This is a genomic window from Dactylosporangium sucinum (assembly GCF_014647515.1).
GTDB lineage: Bacteria > Actinomycetota > Actinomycetes > Mycobacteriales > Micromonosporaceae > Dactylosporangium > Dactylosporangium sucinum.
The window spans coordinates 63,952-79,077 of record NZ_BMPI01000013.1 but is presented as its reverse complement, the minus strand read 5'-3'; the positions used below and the strand labels follow the sequence as shown (position 1 = coordinate 79,077).

The following is a 15,126-nucleotide window of genomic DNA, read 5'->3' as shown; positions in this document are numbered from 1 at the left end:
CCACCGCCCAGGTCCTGGTCGAGTTGGTCGGTGAGGCAGTCCACGAGCTGCTGCTCATGACGTACTCGGCAAAGCCATACCAACCGCTGCTGGACGCCTTGTCCGCGGCGGTCGGGCGGGGCGTCGCCGTTACCGTCGTGGTCGAGACTCTGCAGGGGGCCGGCAGCGCGCTCGCCGGGGCAGAGCCGGCCGCCGCGTTCGCCTCGGTGACCGGGGTCCAGCTGTGGCACTGGCCGACCGATCAGCGTGCCGAGCACGGCGCGAAGATGCACGCGAAGATCGCCGTCGCCGATCGACGGGTGCTACTGGTGTCCAGCGCAAACCTCACGCAGGCCGGCATTGGCAAGAACATCGAGGCGGGTCTGCTGGTCCGTGGCGGCGTGGCACCGGTGCGGGCCGCCGAACACATCGCCGAGTTGCGTGCACAAGGAGTCCTGGCCCGGCTGTCGTACGGCGGCTGACCTCGACACCGTAGAGACCCACTTCCGTTCTTGGAGAGCCTGTGTCCCCGCGTACCGTTATCAACGGCCGCTACGAGCTTGAAGCGCTGCCGGTCGCCAAGGGCGGCATGGGCGAGGTGTGGTTCGGGCACGACATACGACTCGACCGTCCGGTCGCGCTCAAGTTCGTCCGGTTCCCGGAGGGCACGCCGGACGAGCAGCTTACCCGCCGGTTCGTCCGAGAGTCCCGCATCGCCGCACGGCTGGAGCACCCTGGAGTTCCCGCCGTCTACGACGCCGGAGTCCACGATGGACGGCCATACCTGGTGATGCAGCGCATCAATGGCATCAGCGTGTCCGACCTGATCGCCGAGCAGGGCCAGCTCCCGGTCGGATGGGCCGCGGCGATCGCCGCGCAGACCTGTGCCGTGCTGTCCGTCGCCCACGGTGCGTCGCTCGTACATCGCGACCTGAAGCCGGGCAACCTCATGCTGGAACCCGACGGCAGCGTCAAGGTACTCGACTTCGGCCTGGCGATGGCGATCGACCTCACGGACTTCTCGAAAATCACCAACACCGGCCAGGTGATCGGCACACCCGCGTACATGGCGCCCGAACAGATCCTCGCCGGGCTGAGCGGACCGTCGAGCGACCTGTACGCGCTCGGCTGCACGCTGCACGAGATGCTCTGCGGCCAGCCGGTGTTTGCCGGCTCCACGTCATACACACTGATGAACAAGCAGGTCGCCGAACGCCCGGAGGCGGTGCGAACGCTCCGCCCCGAGGTACCGGTCGAGATCGACGAGCTCGTCCTGGCGTTGCTGCAGAAGAAGCCCGAGGACCGGCCGGCGAGTGCGGACGACGTCTATGCCCGGCTGCTGCCGTTCGCCGCCGACCTGCGGCCGTTGCCGGGCGTCCTCAACCCGCCGTCGGCGCCGAGCCCGGCCCGAATGTACGCGGCGGTCCTGAGCCGCGTCTTCGCCACCACATCACCGTCCGCCCCGGTGCCGCCCGTCGCCGACCGCGTTACGGCGCCGACCGGCGGCGACCTCGCCGAGGTGCGGGCCGAGGCCGACCGGCTCATCGGGCAGTCCCGGTACAACCAGGCCGCCGACCTGCTCGCGGGTGCCGTGGAGCAGGCCGGCGACGCCGGTGACGACACGCTGCGGCTGCGGCAGGAGTATGCCGACGCTCTCTTCGAGAGTGGCGACTACCACCGGGCGGCGCCGGCATACCGGCAACTCGTCGACGATCTGACCACGCGACACGGTCCCGACGCGGCGCCGGTGCTGACCTGTCGGCTCCGCGAAGCCACGTGCCAGGCGTTGCTCGGCCACACCACCCAGGCGCTGCGACAGCTGCAGGAACTGCTTGAGGATGAACGTGCCGTATTCGGCGACGACGACTCCCGGGTGCTGGACCTGCGCCGGCAGATCGGCCTGCTGCAGCTCGGCGCCGGCCAGCGTCGGGCCGCTGAGCAGACCCTGACCAGCCTGCTGGAGGATCTCCGGCGGATCCACAGCCCCGACCATCCGGCGATCGCCGGAACCGCCGACCTGCTCGCCGGGCTCCGCCGGCCAAGTGGGCGCTGACCACCGTGATCTTCCCGCCACCCCGCATATCGAACCGCGTAGGAGTTCCTCATGGATGAGCCGCGCCGCCCGATCGAGCACATCTCCATCCGCGTGCCCTGGCACGACGGTGGCTGGAATGGGACAGTGTGCCAAGACCCCGGCGGCAACGGCACATGCGTTCTGCTGAAGAACATCGGCCAAAACCGCCGTGATGATCGGGAACAACGCCATGCCGGCCGGGAGATTCGCGAGCTGCCCCTGGCCGAGGCGCCGCCGTGCGTGGCGGAGCGGGCCACCTTCATGTCGCCTTACCCGATCCACTACGAACGGACCCATCCGTTCGCGGACAAGTCCAAGGCGTTTGCGATGTTCCAGTCGACCCCGCAACCGCTGCCGCCGTACTCGGCGCAGGCCGTTCCGTTCCGGTGGATGTCCCGCGGTGATGTCAAGGAACTCGCCCAGGAGCGCCAGCTCGGCGTCCATCTGGAACTGGAGGAGCAGGTCGACGCCATCACCAAGTGGTCCGACTCTGCGTGGATGATGCACGGCGACAACCAGCGCGCCTTGTTGGAGACCTTCTTCGCGACGGTACGCCCGGCGCAGAGTCTGGTGTTCTTCTACGTCAAGCACAGCCCGCTCAGCGACGACCCGCGCAGGCTGCTCGTGGGCGCGGCCACCGTCACCGATGTCACCCCCACCGGCGCCTACCGCAGCAGCGGCGGCGAGCAGTTCCCCGCCGAGATGTGGGAGACGACGGTCGAACACTCGCTGCGTCCCGACCAGACGAACGGCTTCCTCCTGCCCTATCAGAAGCTGCTGGCGGCCAAGGATGCCGGCCGCGACGTCGGTGACGCACTGGCGTTTGCACCGGAGTCGGGCTGGACGGCGTTTTCGTACGTGACCGAACACGTCAGCCATGACCTGGCGATCGACGCGCTGCTGGCTCTGGCCGCTGCCGGCCGCCAGGCGCAGCGGATCCTGGGCGCCGATGCGGGAACGCTTGGCTTCGAGTGGCTGGAGGGACAACTCAACCGGTTGTGGAAGCTGCGCGGACCGTGCCCGGGCCTGGGCAGCGTGCTCGCAGCGTTCGGTGTTCCGCGGGCGGTGACATTCGCCCACGTCGTCGGTGCGGCGGCCGGTGAGGGTGCCGACCCGTGGCCGGTGATCGACCGTGCCATGGCCGATCCGTCCTCGCTGAGCCTTACCGCACAGGAGCACCTGAGCCCGAGTCTGCGGACCACGTGGGGTGCCCTGCGGCCCGAACGGCGGCAGTTGCTGCAGCTGCTCAGCCGGTTCGCGATCACCGCCGAGCAGGCCGAGCGCTTCTTCGTGGCCGAGGAGCGTGACCCGGCACTCACCGACATCGACATCATCGCCAACCCGTACCGCCTGTTCGAGGTCGACCGGGTCCGACCAGACGCGGTGGCCTTCGCCGTCATCGACCGGGGCTGCTTCCCCGACGAGAAGGTCGCCGCAGCGCATCCCGTGCCACAGCCGAGCGCGATGAGCGATGCGCTCGACGCCCGGCGCGTGCGTGGGCTCCTCATCGACGAGCTGTACCGCGCCACCGCCGCCGGACACACCGTGCGACCCCAGGCCGATCTGGTCACGGCCATTCGCGACCGCGAGCTGAGCCAGCCGTGTGCGGTGAGCGCCGACCTGCTCGACGCGCACCGGCTCTCCGCCGACACCCTCACCGGCGACGGGCCGCTCGTCGGCGTCACACTCGGCAACGGCGCACCGGGGCTACAGATGGCCGAGCTGGCTACGGTCGGACGCATGATCAAGGGCGCCGTCGAGCGGCGCCTGAAGGCTAAGCCGATCACCGGAACGCCTGAATTCGCAACAATGCTCAACGAAGCGCTCAAGAATCAGCCGCTGCCGGCAGATGCCTCGGAGGACGAGCGGCTGGCCGAACAGCTGGCCCGCCAGGAAAAGGTCGCCGCGCTCGAGACCCTGTACGCATCGAGGATCAGCGTCCTGGTCGGCTCGGCCGGCACCGGCAAGACGACCCTGTTGAAGGTCCTGCGGCACACCCCCTCGGTGCACGCCGGCGGCGTCCTGCTGGTCGCGCCCACCGGCAAGGCACGCGTGCAGCTCACGCAGCGGGTCGAGGCCGAGGCGGTCACCGTCGCGCAGTTCCTCGTCGCGACGAAGCGGTATGACCCGTCGACCGAGCGGTACCTGGTGACCGGTGACGCGCAGACGCGAGTCAACCAGTACAAGACCGTTGTGATCGACGAGGCGTCCATGCTCACTGAAGAACAGCTTGCCGCGATGCTCGACGCCATCGTGGGCGTAGAGCGGCTGGTCCTCGTCGGAGATCCCCGGCAGTTGCCCCCGATCGGCGCCGGCCGCCCGTTCGTCGACATCGTGCGGAGGATCGCCCCCGACGACATCGCTACCCGAGTGCCGCGCTGCGCACCCGGATACGCCGAGCTGACCATCCCTCGCCGGCAGGCCGGGCAGGAGCGTGACGACCTGCTGCTGGCGAGCTGGTTCGCCGACGGGGCGCTCGCACCGGACACCGATCTCGTCTGGGAGCGACTCCGCACTGGGAAGTCCATGGATACGCTGCGGGCCGTCCGGTACGGCCGGGAAGACCTCATGCCGACCCTCCTCCAGGTTCTCCGTGAGGAGGTGCCGGAGCTGGTCAATGCGTCGGACGAGGAGCTGACGGCCGCGTTCGGTCGCAGTTATGGCGGCAAGCTGTCGGGGAAGGGCAACCTGTACTTCCCGAACGACGCCGGTGACCAGGTCGACGCCTGGCAGGTTCTGTCACCTGTGCGCAGCCGTGCCTGGGGCACGGTCGAGCTCAACCGGGCGCTCAAGGACCGGTTCCGCAGCCAGGCGCTGGAGCAGGCGATCGGACCCAGGCGCTACAACGCCAAGCCCATCGGTCCCGAGCGGATTGTCGTGGGCGATAAGGTGATCAACATCCGGAACTACCGGTTCAAACAATGGCAGATGTACCCCAAGACCGCGGACCCGTTCGTTGCCAACGGCGAGCTCGGCGTGGTCGTCGGTCAGACGCGATCGCCGAAGGTCACCTGGGCGCCGAACAAGACCGAAATTGTGTTCACCCGCCGCGAGGGCACGAAGTACACCTATCCGGACTGGGCAGACGACGACCGCGCCGCGGTAGTGGAACTTGCCTGGGCCATCACCATCCACAAGGCGCAGGGCAGCGAGTTCGACCGTACCGTCGTCGTCCTGCCGAAGGACGGGGCGGGGCTCAGCCGCGAACTGCTCTACACCGCCCTGACCCGGCAGCGCGGCAAGGTGATCTTGCTGCACGAGGACGACCTCGACGAGATCGCCAAGCTGGGCTCTGCGGAGTACTCGGACACCGCCGGCAGGCTCACCAACCTATTCATCGCCTCGGATCCGGTCGACGTCACAGGCAAGGTACTCGATCGTGGGCTGGTACACCGCACCGAGCGGGGTCAACTCGTCCGGAGCAAGAGCGAATTGCTCATCGCCAATCTGCTACACCAACTGAACGCCGTGTACGAGTACGAGACGCCGTTCACCGGCACGGACGGCAGGACCGTCAAACCTGACTTCACCATCGAGACCGATCTGGGCGAGACGTTGCTGTGGGAGCACCTCGGCATGTTGAACGACCCCCGGTACGCCGAGAAGTGGAAGCTCAAGAAGGCCTGGTACGCCGACAACGGCGTGTTGCCGTTCGAGGAGGGCGGCACTCTGATCGTCACCGACGACCGGCACGGTGTGGACTACCCCGGCTGGCGCGAACTCGCCGTCAAGGCGCTGGGGCTGTGATCACGTGCCACAGCTAGCCTTCGCCAAGAGCTTCTGGGAGAGCTACGACGTCCTGGAGAAGCAGGTCAAGGCCGGCGTGCGCCGAGCGATGGAGAAGTTCCAGCAGCTCACCATCGCCGAGCTGTACGCCGACAAGGGCCTGCATCTGGAATCGGTGAACAACGCCCGCGACGCACGGATGCGAACGATCCGCGTCAACGACTTCTGGCGCGGTGTGGTCCTCGCGCCGGACGACGGCAGCGACATGTTCCTCCTGGTCAAGGTGGTGCCACACGACGACGCCTACACGTGGGCGACCCGGCAGCTGTTCACCATCAACACCGCCACGCGTGCCCTCGAGGTGCGGAACGTGGTCGCGATTGAGCAGCTCACTCCCGCCCTGGAGCAGGCGGCCGCCGAGGCGCCATCGCTGCTGTTTGCCAGACACTCCGACACCGTGCTGCGTGATCTCGGCATCGACGATCAGGTGCTCCGCGCGGTGCGGACCATCATGGACAAGCCACAGCTCGACGCCTTTGGTTCCCTGCTGCCCGAGGACCAGTTCGAGGTGTTGCAGTACCTCGCCGAGGGATTCACACCCGAGGAGGTGTACCGCGACGTCGTCGCCGAACGCCGGCCGGCCGACACCGGCGCCGACGACACGCTGGCCACGGCAATCGTCAACACCGCGAGCCGCATCACGCTCGTCACCGACGCCGACGAACTGCGGGACATGCTGGACAAACCGTTCGCCGCCTGGCGGGTGTTCCTGCACCCGTCACAGCGGCGGGTCGCCTACCGGCCTTCATACAACGGGCCGGCGCAGGTGACCGGCGGCCCCGGGACGGGCAAGACGGTCGTCGCTCTGCACCGGGTCAAGCACGTGCTGTCCCGCTCATCGACCAGTCGGGTACTGCTGACCACCTACACCAACGCGCTGGCTCGGACGTTGCGCGAACACCTCGCCCTGCTTCTCGACGACGACGATCAGATGTCGCGCGTCGAGGTCACCACTGTCAACGCGTTCGCCCACCGCGTCGTGCGGAACCTGGGCGGACGGGTGCCCACGCCGATCAGCGACATTGACGAGCGGCAGGTGTGGCGACGAGTCCAGCGGCGGCTGGACCTGCCATGGACGGAACAGTTCCTGGCACAGGAGTACCGTCACGTCGTTCTCGCCCACCGGGTCGCCAGTCGGAACGAGTATCAGACAGCCAGCCGGCGGGGCCGTGGCTCAGCGCTCGGACCTCAGCAGCGCGACCGCGTGTGGCAGGCGATCGAGGCGTTCGCCGGGGAGTTACGCAAGAGCGGCCGCGCCACACACCTGCAGGTGTGCATGCGAGCCGCCGATCTCCTCCGCGACGCGGACCTCAGCGTCCACGGTTTCGATCATCTCGTGGTCGACGAGGCACAAGACCTGCACCCCGCCCAGTGGCGGGTACTTCGAGCAGCGATACCCGTCGGACCCGACGACATGTTCATCACCGGCGATCCACATCAGCGGATCTACGACTCACGGGTCTCCATGGGCGCGCTCGGCATCCAGATTGCCGGGCGTACCAGCCGCCTGCGGATCAACTACCGCAGCACGGCCGAGATCCTGGCCTGGTCGACCGGCATGCTGGACGGATCGTCGATCGAGGACCTCGGCGGGGACGGGAGCGACAGCCTGACCGGGTACCGGTCGCTGCTGCACGGCAAGCGCCCGCACGCGGCCGGCTACCCGACCGAGCAGGCCGAGGTGAACGCCGTCGTCAGGCAGGTGCAGGAGTGGATCGGCCAGGGTGTGCAGCCCAGCGACATTGCGGTGTGCAGCAGGTTCAACATCTTGCTGGACAAGATCGACGACGCACTGGCGGCCGTGGACGTCCCTGCCGTCCGGCTGAAGGACGGCCCGGCCGGTGACGTGGACGGCGTGCGACTGGCGACCATGCATGCCATGAAAGGGTTGGAGTTCCGGTGTGTCGCGGTGGCCGGTGTGACCGCGTCAGCGGTTCCGTTCGCGAAGGAGATCACACCGCCGGACGTCGACAAGATCCAACACGACAGCGACATGCTCAGAGAGCGCTGCCTGCTGTTCGTGGCCTGCACTCGGGCGCGCGAGGCGCTGCACGTGTCCTGGACTGGCGCTGCCAGCCCGTTCCTCGACGTCTACAGTCGCAGCCGTGGAACGAGCTGACGTGGTGATCCGCCTGCCGCAACCCGGCCAGGAACGGGCGCGGATCGGAGTGGTACTGGCCGGCGGCCGGAGCCCGCTGCGCGTGCGTTGGGAGGACGACGGCTCCGAGGAGGACGTCGTCCTTGACAACCAACATAAGCTCGCAGCCCGCGGCTCCTTGCGGTATGAGTGGCTACTCGATTCCGCCGCTGTCGGTGCGAAGATCCGTTCTGACCCTGCCGGTGCCATCATTCGATCGATCGAGGACGGCCTGGAGCGGGATTCGCGCGGACACCAGGAACTCCTCCGTACATACGGAATTGATCTCGTGGTGGCGAATGCTGCCTGGAAGGATGCCGTCAGAAGAATCGCGAAACGCGACGATATCAGGATGGACCGCAAGAAGCGGTACATCTGGGAGCCGCCGGTGTCACCCGTCGAACGCGTCGAGCAACCGGAGCATGTGGCTGTGCCGGATGCAGAGCCAGAGCGATCGGCAACGCTGGAAGCGGCATCTGAACCAGAGCCGGAAGCACAGCCAGAACCGGAACCGGCGTCGCTGGCAGTGGCAGCTGCGGACCCGCAGCCGACCGTGTCTGCTGTGTCAGGCGAGGCCGGCCCGCGGGTGCAGGGCGACGGTGGAATGCCGGAGGCCGCCGACCTGATGCGCCAAGCGGCGCAGGCTCCGCTACGGATCGGTGTCGTCCTCGGGCGATACTCCGACAGGGAACTCGGCGACCTGTTCGGCGACCTCCCCGACGATCAGCGTGCCAGAGCAGCGGCGCTGCTCTTTCCCGTGCCGCGTCAGCTACCGGAGCTCGACCGTCTCGGGTCTGAAGGCGCAACGCTTGTCGCCGACGCGCTACTGCACGCGGCGGCCGAAGAGCTGGAAGCGGCGGCCGGGGATGCAGACGCCGAGGTGCGTACCGCCGCAGTGTGGTTGCTACGGCGTCTGACCGCTGCGGAGGTGTTGACGACAGCGGCCATCGGGCCGCTCGGTCGAGTCATCCGCGCGGTGACGGCCGGCGTCGAGCCGATGGACCTCGAAGCGGCAGCCCGCATGCTGGCCAAACTGATCTCACTGGCGAAACCCGCAGAAGGCGGCATGGTGCCCGTGGATGTTGTCGCGGATGCGGTGTCCGCGCTGCCGCTGCGTCCGGGCAGCGGGCGAGTGGCGGTGGTCGCGGCGGCTGCCCGGCTGTGGCCCGACCGTATCGCCGACGCGATCTGGTGGCGCGGTGCGTCGCTGAAAGACGTCGTCGACTGCGCTGACGGCGGGCTGGGCGGTGTGACCAGGCTGGGGGCAGTGGGGGAGCGGGTCATCCGGCCGTTGGTGAACGCCGAGCTCGCCGGTGCCACCACTCGCCGGGCGCTGAGCCGCCTCCTCGGTCTTCCGGCTGAGTTCGCACGGCAGTTGCCGGGCGATGCCGTCGCTGGGATGTTCCGGCGCATCGGCCGCAACGATCCGATCGTCGGCGGGTGGTTGGACACGCTGTCGGACATCGAGCGTGCCGATGCGCTTCGCCGAGAGGTCGACGAGGTGAGAACGGCGGCCGAGACCGCCGTCGCGCGTGCCGAAGCGGCGGCGCTGGAAGCCGCCGAGCTGCGTAGCAGGTCGGACCGCCTCGAGGAGATGCTCCGGAGTGAGCATGACGAGGCTGTCGGATTGCGCTCGGCCCAGGAGCGGCAGATCCGCATCGACGTCGTTCGTGCGCTGGCGGACCTCGCGGCAGAGGTCGAGGAGCTCGCGGCCGATCGCACCGGCCCGGGCGTTTTGGCCGACCGGGTCCGGGCCATGGTGGCGGCCAACGGTCTCGAACCGATCGGCGCGGCCGGCGCCGACGCTCCGTTCGACCCGGCCCTCCACAAGCCGATCGCCGGACGCCCCGCGCCTGGCACCCAAGTGACGATCATCCGTCCGGGGTACCGCTGGCGAGCCCATGATGACGTAGTGCTCATGAGCAAGGCCCAGGTCTTAGGCCAATAGGAGGGTTAGATGGCGGGTCGCCACAGTCATGCCGTCGGCGTCGACTTCGGGACGTCGACATCGCTTGTCGCCGAGCGCAAGGGTCGGCTGCCGGCGACCCTCGTCCCGCTCGGCGTGGGTACGCAGTGGTTCCCCTCCATCGCCGGATACGACGATGAGGATCTCCTGGTCGGCGAGGACGCCGACGAGCTGCCGAGCGACCAGGTCATCCGCTCGGTGAAGCGGGCGATCACTCGGCACGACGATGCCGTCGTCGTCGCCGGTGCATCGGGGCCGCAGCGGGTCGCCGCTGACGACGTCATCATCGCGATCCTCGCCGAGATCGGCCGGCGGGCCGAGGCGGCCGGACGACCGATCACCGACGGCCACGATCTGCGGCTGGGCTGTCCGGCCATGTGGGACGGTCAGCAGCGCAGCCGGCTGCTCTCGCTTGCCACGAAGGCCGGTCTCCCGGTAGACAGTTCGACGCTCATCGACGAGCCGATCGCTGCCGGCGTGGCATGGGTAACGCACCGGTTCATGCGGTACGGCGAACGCCCGAAAGGGCGCCTGCTGGTCTTCGACATGGGCGGGGGCACGCTGGACATCGCGGTGCTCGACATCGTGGGCGGCGAGCAGCCCGAGATCTCTGTGCTGTCCGCACTCGGCGTCGACCAGGCGGGTGACGCACTGGACCGTGCTGTCGCAAACCAGCTCACCAGGATGTACGCAAAATGCGGGGTCAACGTATGGGATCGCGCACCAGAAGAGTATGTGGACGCGGTGCTGCTGCGAGCTGCCAAGACGGCGAAAGAGCGCCTGACTCAAGTCGCTGAGCAGCAGATTCTCCTTCCGCGTCGCCCGATGGGAGAGGTGCCTGTCCTCACTTACCACAAGGAGCAGTTGGAAGAGGCATTCAGACCCCAGATGGACCGCGCGCTTGCGATGATCTGGGCCGCGGTTCGGGCGGCCCGGCTCACCGAACGCGGCGGTCGGTCCCCGGAACAGCTACGAGCGACGAGCCCCGCCGAACTGGCCCAGGACATCGACTACATCCTGCTCGCGGGCGGCATGAGCCGCATTCCGTACGTCGAGCGGCGAATCGGCCGAGCGTTTCCCCGGGCGCAGGTGTTTGACAACGCCGGGGTGGCCGCCGATGAGGCGATCGTGGCGGGGCTCGCGGACACCGGCAGTTACGAACGGCTGAACCTGCACCGCCCGGGCTTCGACTTCGTGGTTGAGTGGGAGGAGCGTGGCGAGCGCCGCCAGGAGGTGCTGTATGAGGCATACACGCCGCTGTACACCGCACAGCAAGTCCTGAACGGTATGTTCGACCTTGGTTACGCCCGGCACGGCCGCGAGTTCCCCGGACCCTCGCAGGGCACCGGCGTCCTGCGTGTCAGGTCCACATCCGGCGAATATCTGAGTCTCGCCTACGTCGACGGTCGCGGAACGGACGATCGCCGAACCATGGACGGAATCACGCTCAAGTTTGGTTCGAGCAGGATGGCGTTCAAGCTCTACTGCGACGGGCGAGTGCATATCCGTGACGCGACTGGCTGGGACCTGCAGATGCGGGTGGAACGGTGGCCCGTCATCCGCGGCCGCGACCATGCCCAGCTTGTGCTGCGCAGTGTTGAAGGCGAGAGCACGGTCGCGCCGACGGCCTGGTACCTCAGCAAGGACTGGGCCCCGCCGCACTCGCGATGACGACGGCGACAGAGGTGAGGGACAAACTCAACTCCTTGCTACCAATCAGCCTGTCCCTCACGTCGCGCCGGTTGTCACGGAGCCGCCGTAGCCATCCCTCGTTCAACCGGATGATGCTCCGGCTGCGATGTTGTGCCTGCAGCTGTCCGATGAGCTCGGTGGTCTTGCGGATCTGCAAGTCCAGAGAACTTTCCCGGGCCCGGATCCGGCCCTCCACCAGGGCCGCGTTCTCCTGAGCACGAAGCCGCTCGGTTTTTCGGCGGCGTGCGGAGAGCTCGTCCTTGGCAAGCCGTAGTAGGTGTTCCGTGTCGGTGGGCGCGAATGAGGGTCCATCGCCGAGGTGGCCTTCGGCCAGAGCTTGCAATAGCGCCTCACCGACCCCGGCAGACTCGCGGCGGGTGTCGACATCAATCGCCGTAGCCCACAGCTCGCACAGTGGACGCAGCCCAGTGGTGACCGCAAGGTCAAGACTGACGAGGTAGCGTCGGCCACTCGGCAGACCCCTCAGGCAGACCGATCCGAATCGTGGGAGCGACAGCGTCTCCGCGTCCAGCACCTCCAACGCGACCCGCACGAGCGGGTGCCGCGCCGACACCAGCTCGACGTTGTACCTGCTCGCCACCTCGGGCTTGAACGTGCACTCCAGCGGGGTGCCGTCCTGCATGAGCGCGGCAAGCTTGGAACGGCTGTGCCGGCTGCCGTCGTCCGTCGACCGGTGCTGGCGTAGCTTCGTCGCCAGCGCAGGCGATCCGACGATCCGGAACACCCCGTTGGCATCCATATCTCCCCGGCGGCCCCCGACGCGGACGAGGAGTTCGTCGATCATCCTGCAGATCTCGGCCGGACCGATGAACCGCCCGTTGCCCGGCCCGTCTGCGGTCATGCCTTCAACGAGCAGATCGTCGAGGCCGGAGAGGTACGCCCGCGAGTTCTTCAGATCGTCGGCGTCATGCCGGCGCTGTTCCAGTGCCACGACGATTCGATCGACTTCGTGCTGCCGTCCCGCGGCATCGAGCTTTGGGTCGAGCACACGTTTTGAGATATCGCCGATCTTGTCCCGCAGGATTGGTTCGAGCTCGCCGATCGAGTTCTGGAACACGCCGATGCGGTCGTAGAGGCGTTGGAAGATGTCCGTCTCGATGGTGCCGGGCACGTGCATGTTGTAGATGAAGATCTTCTCGTGCTGCTGCCCGAACCGGTCGAGGCGGCCGATGCGCTGCTCTACTCGCATCGGGTTCCAGGGAAGGTCGTAGTTGACCAGCACGTTGCAGAACTCGAAGTCCAGACCCTCGGAGCCGACTTCGCTCAGCAGCAGGATCTCGAACCGGCCTTCACGAAACTCGCGCATGATCTGCTCGCGATGCGGTAACGGTACGCCACCGTCCATGACCGCAACGGTGAAGTGTTGCTTGAGCCGCTCAGCCAGGTAGGCGAGCGTGCCACGGAAGAAGGAGAAGATCATCATCTGTCGCAGGCCAGCCTGCCGGATGCGTAGCAGTTCCTCCTGTAGCTTTTCGTACTTACTGTCGACCGGTATCGGCCTGCGCAGGATTTCAGAGTTTGGAATTTGGGTCGGTGTCTCGTCCGGTTCCTCGTCGAAGTCGTCGAACGACTCCGCGAACAGGTGTGGCTCGCGTCGTTGGATGAGCCGCTGCGACGCGGGAATGCAGCTGGCTGCCTGCCGCAGCGGCATCTGCATTACGAAGCCCGGGGGACTGCCGGACTCGAGCGCCCGGGCCATACACCATGCCATCACGGCCTCGTAGTACCGCCGCTCGGCATCGGTCCACACGACGTCAATGCTGCGCGCCTCCCGGGCCGCTTTCGCGTCCGGAACCTCAGCCTTCCGCGTCCTGGTCAGGACACCGCCAAGGACGTTCAGATCTGCCAGCAGTCGGCGCGCTCGGGCAATCTCGTCAGGCCGCAGCGGGCGTTCCACGTCAAGCAGATCACGAAGAATCGCGAAGTCTGGCCGGTCCGTCACCGATGCGCCGAACTCCAGACCGGCGAGGCGATCCAGTTCCGCGACGAGCTTTCGTGGCGCGCGCCGTCCGTCCCGCAGCAATGATCTCGCCACGCTGTTCAGCAGTTCGTTGGGCCAGAGTTGGGCGTCGAAGACGGCCTTGTCGCCGAAGTTGTCCGCATCGAGGAGATGCATCAGGTTGAACAGGTCGTCTGTGCCGAGGTTCAGTGGTGTGGCTGACAGGAACACGAGGTAGTCGGCCAACGACGCGAGCAACCGGCCGAGTGCATGCGTCTTGCTCTCCCGGTTGCGCAGGTAGTGCGCCTCGTCCACGATGATCAGGTCGAACCGGGGCTGAAGCTCCTCCAGAACCTCCAGTACGTCGGCAGTCCGCAACGACTCCAGGGACATCACTCCCCGGATCTCGGGTTCAGCGCCGTCTCGCAGTCGGTCGAGCAGTTCCGCGAGCTCCCGCGGTTTGAGCACCGGCAGGCTCCGGTCGAACCTCCGCTCCATTTCGGTCTTCCACTTGAGCGTCAACGCCGCCGGGGCCACCACAAGCACCCGCTCGAGTCGAGAGCGTTGCTCGAGCTCGCTCCAGATCAGTCCCGCCTCGATCGTCTTACCGAGGCCGACCTCGTCGGCGATGAGGATCCGACCGGAGGACCCGGTCAACATCTTGAGCACCGGCTTGAACTGGTACGGCCGGAAGACCGTCTTACTCGATGCGAACGAGTACAGGACGTCGGTCAACGGATGGTGCAGCTTCGTCCAGGTGAGGGTTAGCGAGATATCGGCAGCGTTCGCCGGCGGCTGCTGCAGCCAGAACGCGGGATCACGCGGGTCGCCGGCAACCGGGATCAGCGCTTCCTCGCTATAGGAGCTGACCGCCCCCTGAATGTCGACCTCGTACTCGTATCCGCCCGACACGGCGATCACACGCCTGATCCGACCGACCGAGTCAGTGCCTTTCGGGCGGACCACCGCGCCGGCGCTCAGGCCCGGCCTACCGGCGAACGGTGCAGCGTTGTCCCAAGTGTCCTCATAGAAGATTCGTGCGAAGCTGAGGTGGCCGTCCTCGACGTACCGTGACCGTCCACCGTCGGGCGACCGCGGTTCGAGGCCGACGGCGACGAGCACGATGTGCCATACGCCTCCCACCTCGAACGCATACGTGCCCTGATGCAGCAGGCGTCTGGCCATCCCGGACGGGGCGGCGGCCCGCACGCTGGGGGCGATTTGCACGACAGCGTCGCGCTGGTGCTCCGGTACGTCGCCCATGACCAGGCACGACGCCGGTTGAAGTGGAGTCAACCAGCCCAGGTCGCGGTGTGATGGTTCGTAGCGGAGGTCGTCGTCTGCCATGTCGTTCCCCTCCCCAGCGGTCCGCCGAGCATATTTACGGCATCAGCAACAGCAGTACGGCCGATCGGCCACCTTGTTCCGGCCGCAGCCCCGCAAAGCTTGGCAACGAGTCGCTGTTCCCCATCTCGCTCCCATAAGCACGTGGTGGACATCGGGGGCCGCCGTTGCGTGGGGTGGCGCAGCGT

At 67.3% G+C, this 15,126-nt stretch carries 7 protein-coding genes; 6 read left to right on the top strand and 1 reads right to left on the bottom strand.

Annotated features, from left to right (window positions below; all coding sequences use genetic code 11):
• The 6 genes from drmC to IEZ31_RS15515 all read left to right on the top strand — a co-directional run.
• Window positions 1-461, top strand: a 461-nt coding sequence (drmC, locus tag IEZ31_RS56610) for a DISARM system phospholipase D-like protein DrmC (RefSeq protein WP_229835093.1), incomplete at its 5' end; no start/stop codon positions are given.
• Between the two features lie 41 nt (window positions 462-502).
• Window positions 503-2,032 carry a serine/threonine-protein kinase gene (locus IEZ31_RS15535; RefSeq protein ID WP_229835074.1) on the top strand — a complete coding sequence of 510 codons (1,530 nt, stop codon included), beginning with the start codon at window positions 503-505 and terminating at the stop codon, window positions 2,030-2,032.
• 51 nt (window positions 2,033-2,083) lie between these two features.
• Window positions 2,084-5,800 (top strand): AAA family ATPase, encoded by a 3,717-nt coding sequence (locus tag IEZ31_RS15530; protein WP_190250553.1) that lies wholly within the window; start codon window positions 2,084-2,086, stop codon window positions 5,798-5,800.
• 4 nt (window positions 5,801-5,804) lie between these two features.
• The gene (locus IEZ31_RS15525) at window positions 5,805-7,958 is read left to right on the top strand and encodes a UvrD-helicase domain-containing protein (protein ID WP_190250552.1); all 2,154 of its coding nucleotides are present in this window, start codon (window positions 5,805-5,807) and stop codon (window positions 7,956-7,958) included.
• Window positions 7,945-9,924, top strand: a complete 1,980-nt coding sequence (locus tag IEZ31_RS15520) for a hypothetical protein (RefSeq protein WP_190250551.1) — start codon at window positions 7,945-7,947, stop codon at window positions 9,922-9,924. Before IEZ31_RS15525 ends, IEZ31_RS15520 begins: the two co-directional genes overlap by 14 nt.
• Before the next feature lie 9 nt (window positions 9,925-9,933).
• Entirely contained in the window at window positions 9,934-11,613 is a 1,680-nt protein-coding gene (locus tag IEZ31_RS15515; protein ID WP_190250550.1) for an Hsp70 family protein, read from the top strand.
• Here the strand turns inward: IEZ31_RS15515 and IEZ31_RS15510 are convergent.
• Window positions 11,579-14,941 (bottom strand): DEAD/DEAH box helicase, encoded by a 3,363-nt coding sequence (locus IEZ31_RS15510; protein ID WP_190250549.1) that lies wholly within the window; start codon window positions 14,939-14,941, stop codon window positions 11,579-11,581. The genes IEZ31_RS15515 and IEZ31_RS15510 overlap by 35 nt on opposite strands.
• Window positions 14,942-15,126: the final 185 nt, after the last annotated feature.

Bases quoted from the DNA above. Each gene is read 5' to 3' on its own strand.
- IEZ31_RS15530 (WP_190250553.1), top strand. From the start codon at position 2,084: ATGGATGAGCCGCGCCGCCCGATCGAGCACATCTCCATCCGCGTGCCC.
- IEZ31_RS15515 (WP_190250550.1), top strand. From the start codon at position 9,934: ATGGCGGGTCGCCACAGTCATGCCGTCGGCGTCGACTTCGGGACGTCG.
- IEZ31_RS15510 (WP_190250549.1), bottom strand. From the start codon at position 14,941: ATGGCAGACGACGACCTCCGCTACGAACCATCACACCGCGACCTGGGC.